We start from the raw sequence: 2,694 nt of genomic DNA, 5'->3' as shown, positions 1-2,694 counted from the left end.
GTCGGGCAGGGTTTGCGGCCACACCAGGCTGACGAAAATCGCATCCAGCCCGCTACGGTCAAGCCGGGCCTGATGCAGCGCGGCGCGCAGGCTCTCCAGCATCAGCTGCGTGATACTCTGCTGCGCTGATAAGCGCCAAAGCGTCCGTGCCTCCACGCCCGCAGCGGCGGGGCCAAACGGGGTGGCCGGCGCGCCGCCGTCCGTCACGGTGACGCGGCCGGGCAGCACGCCTGCCGCGGCGATGATGTTGACGCCGTCAGCCGCGTTACGCATCGGAGAGCGTCTTCAGGGTCTGAATGCGGTCACCGAGCGGCGGCACGGCGTTCCTGTCGATCGCGACGTCGATAATCGCCGGCTGACGCAGCCGCATCGCCGTCGTCAGCGCCTGTTCCAGGCCCGCTCTGTCCTTAACCCGGTAACCGGTGGCCCCCAGCGACTGCGCCAGCAGCGCGAAATCGACGGGCGGGATTTCGCAATCCAGCGGGGCGTTGCCGAGCAGCTCAACGCCCTGGCGACACATGTTATAGCAGCCGTCATTGAGCACCAGCCAGACCGCCGGCAGGCGATATCGCACCGCCGTGCTGACCTCGTTGGCCATCAGCATCGAGCCATCGCCCGTCACCGCGACCACCGTTTCTCCTGCCGCTGCCGCGATGCCGATCAGGCCACAGGCGTAGTGTGCCATGGCCCCAAAACCCGGGCTGGTACGGTAGCGCAACGCGCTGGAAAACTTCAGATAACGGTTGGTCCAGACAAAGGCGTTACCGGCCTCGGCCGCCAGATAGCCGTTATAACGGTCGATCACGATATCCTGTAGCACTGACATCACCGTCAGCGGATGCAGCGGCGCATCGCCGGCGTCGGCCGTCGGCGCGGGTTCAAAGGGGAGAGCGGGCCATACCCGTGGCAGGCGGTTAACCGCAACCGTTGCGACGAGTTGTCGGTATAACGCGGCGACAAACGCCGGGATATCCGCCTCGATAAAGGTGGTGTGTGCGGGCAGGCTGGCGCGAACCTGCTGCACGTTAAGCCCGATAAAATAGACCTCCGCAGAGTCCAGCTGCTGTTGCGCATAAGAGGAGCTGAGTTCGCCGAGGCGGCTGCCGAGAATCATCACCACCGGATGCACCTCCGGCGACAGCAGCGCGCTGACGCGGGCTGAATCACTTCCCAGCCCGGTGGTACCGGCACAAAGCGGATGCGCCTCCGGAAAAATACCTTTCCCTCGCGGCGTGGTAATGACGGTTGACCGGCTAAGTTCAGCGATATGGGCCAGATTTTCCGCCGCATGCCGGGCACCGAATCCCAGCCAGAGCAGGCAGTTTTGCCGGTGAAGCACCCCTGCCAGTTGCTGAACGCGTTGTGAATCGACGGGGGTTATCGTGGCGGGATAGCGCCCGGATCGCATTGAGCGGGGCTGATGCACCTGTTCGAAGGTCTCGTTTTGCGCCGCCGGGGTGAGAAACAGACCGAGGGTGCAGCCGGTAACCGAGGCGAGATACCCGGCGATACGGGGTCTGATGGCCAGGTACTCCTGCGCGCTGCTGATGGTGAACATGGCGTGGAAATACCCCTGACCCTGCGGTGCGGCCAGCCGTGCGAGATCTTCGGGCGTGGTTTCCTGCAGCGGCCAGCGCCCGTCGCTGGCGGACGCGGTGATGGCGGAGATAAAAATCAACCGTGAACCATCCAGGCTGGCGGATTTCAGGCCGGTGAGCGCGTTGCTGATGCCCGGCCCGGCGGTGGTAAAGGCAATCGCCGGCCGGTTTTTACACAGGCTGTATTCGGAGGCGGCACAGACGGCCCCCGACTCATGGCGACAGTGATAGGTTTTGATCCGTTCAGACGCTACCAGCTCGTGCCACACCGGCACGATAAACCCGCCGGATACGCCAAAGGCCGCGTCTGCGCCCAGCTCTGCCAGATACTGAATCAAATCCCCGGCTACCGTTATTTTCATCCCCGCCTCCGTATGAGCCTGCGCAACCGGCAGGAGAGCAGTCAGCCTGCCGCTAAGGGTGGCGCGTCGGGCCGCCGCTTAACATCACCCGCGACGGCAGTCTGCACCACCGAGGCAGGGGACGTTAACAGCTGAAGGGGATGGCGGGTATTAGCGAAACGTTGATTTACGCGGTGGCAGGGGGCGAGCGGTCAGGTGCCGGTCGCGTTAAACGCGCTGCCGACGCCTTTACCCCAGTCGGTGGTGGCCAGCAGATGGCGGGTATAGGGATGTTTTGCCCCTGCCAGCAGCTGTTCCGGGGTAGCAGTTTCGACAATTTCCCCGGCCTTCATCACCGCGATGCGATGGCTCATATGCTGCACCACGCCGGGATCGTGTGAAATCAGCAGGATCGACAGCCCGAGCTGCTGCTGCAGGCGGCACAGCAGATCGAGGATCTGCGCCTGGGTGGTGACGTCCAGCGCCGATACCGGCTCGTCGCAGATCAGAATATCCGGTTCGGCGGCCAGCGCCTGGGCAATTGCCACGCGCTGGCGCTGGCCGCCCGACAGGGCAGAAGGGCGGCGGTCAAGCAGCGCGGCGGGCAGGCCGACCTGCTGCATTAGCGTAAGCAGGCGGGCGCTGCGCTGTTCACGGCTGAGGTCGCGCTTCAGCTTCAGCGGCTGTTCCAGCAGCTGCGCAATGCGGTAGTGCGGATTGAACGAGCCGAGCGGGTCCTGGGTAATGGTCTGGAT

General features: G+C 64.4%; 3 protein-coding genes. All 3 read right to left on the bottom strand.

All coding sequences use genetic code 11. The features are described from left to right. Positions 1-273, bottom strand: a 273-nt coding sequence (locus tag NV64_RS23495; protein ID WP_158239911.1) for a hypothetical protein, incomplete at its 3' end; no start/stop codon positions are given. After that, a complete protein-coding gene (locus NV64_RS19145) occupies positions 266-1,960 on the bottom strand; it encodes a thiamine pyrophosphate-binding protein (RefSeq protein ID WP_056234072.1) in 1,695 nt (564 codons plus the stop codon). The genes NV64_RS23495 and NV64_RS19145, both read right to left, overlap by 8 nt. A 191-nt stretch (positions 1,961-2,151) precedes the next feature. Continuing rightward, positions 2,152-2,694: ATP-binding cassette domain-containing protein (locus NV64_RS19140; RefSeq protein ID WP_146005521.1), on the bottom strand; the 543-nt coding region annotated here is incomplete at its 5' end.

Origin of the sequence: Erwinia sp. B116, from assembly GCF_002865965.1 — a bacterium.
GTDB lineage: Bacteria > Pseudomonadota > Gammaproteobacteria > Enterobacterales > Enterobacteriaceae > Erwinia.
Note: the sequence above shows the minus strand (reverse complement) of the source record. Positions and strands in the feature narration are given on the sequence as shown.

Coding starts and splice junctions, on each gene's coding strand:
- NV64_RS19145 (WP_056234072.1), bottom strand. CDS start 1,960: ATGAAAATAACGGTAGCCGGGGATTTGATTCAGTATCTGGCAGAGCTG.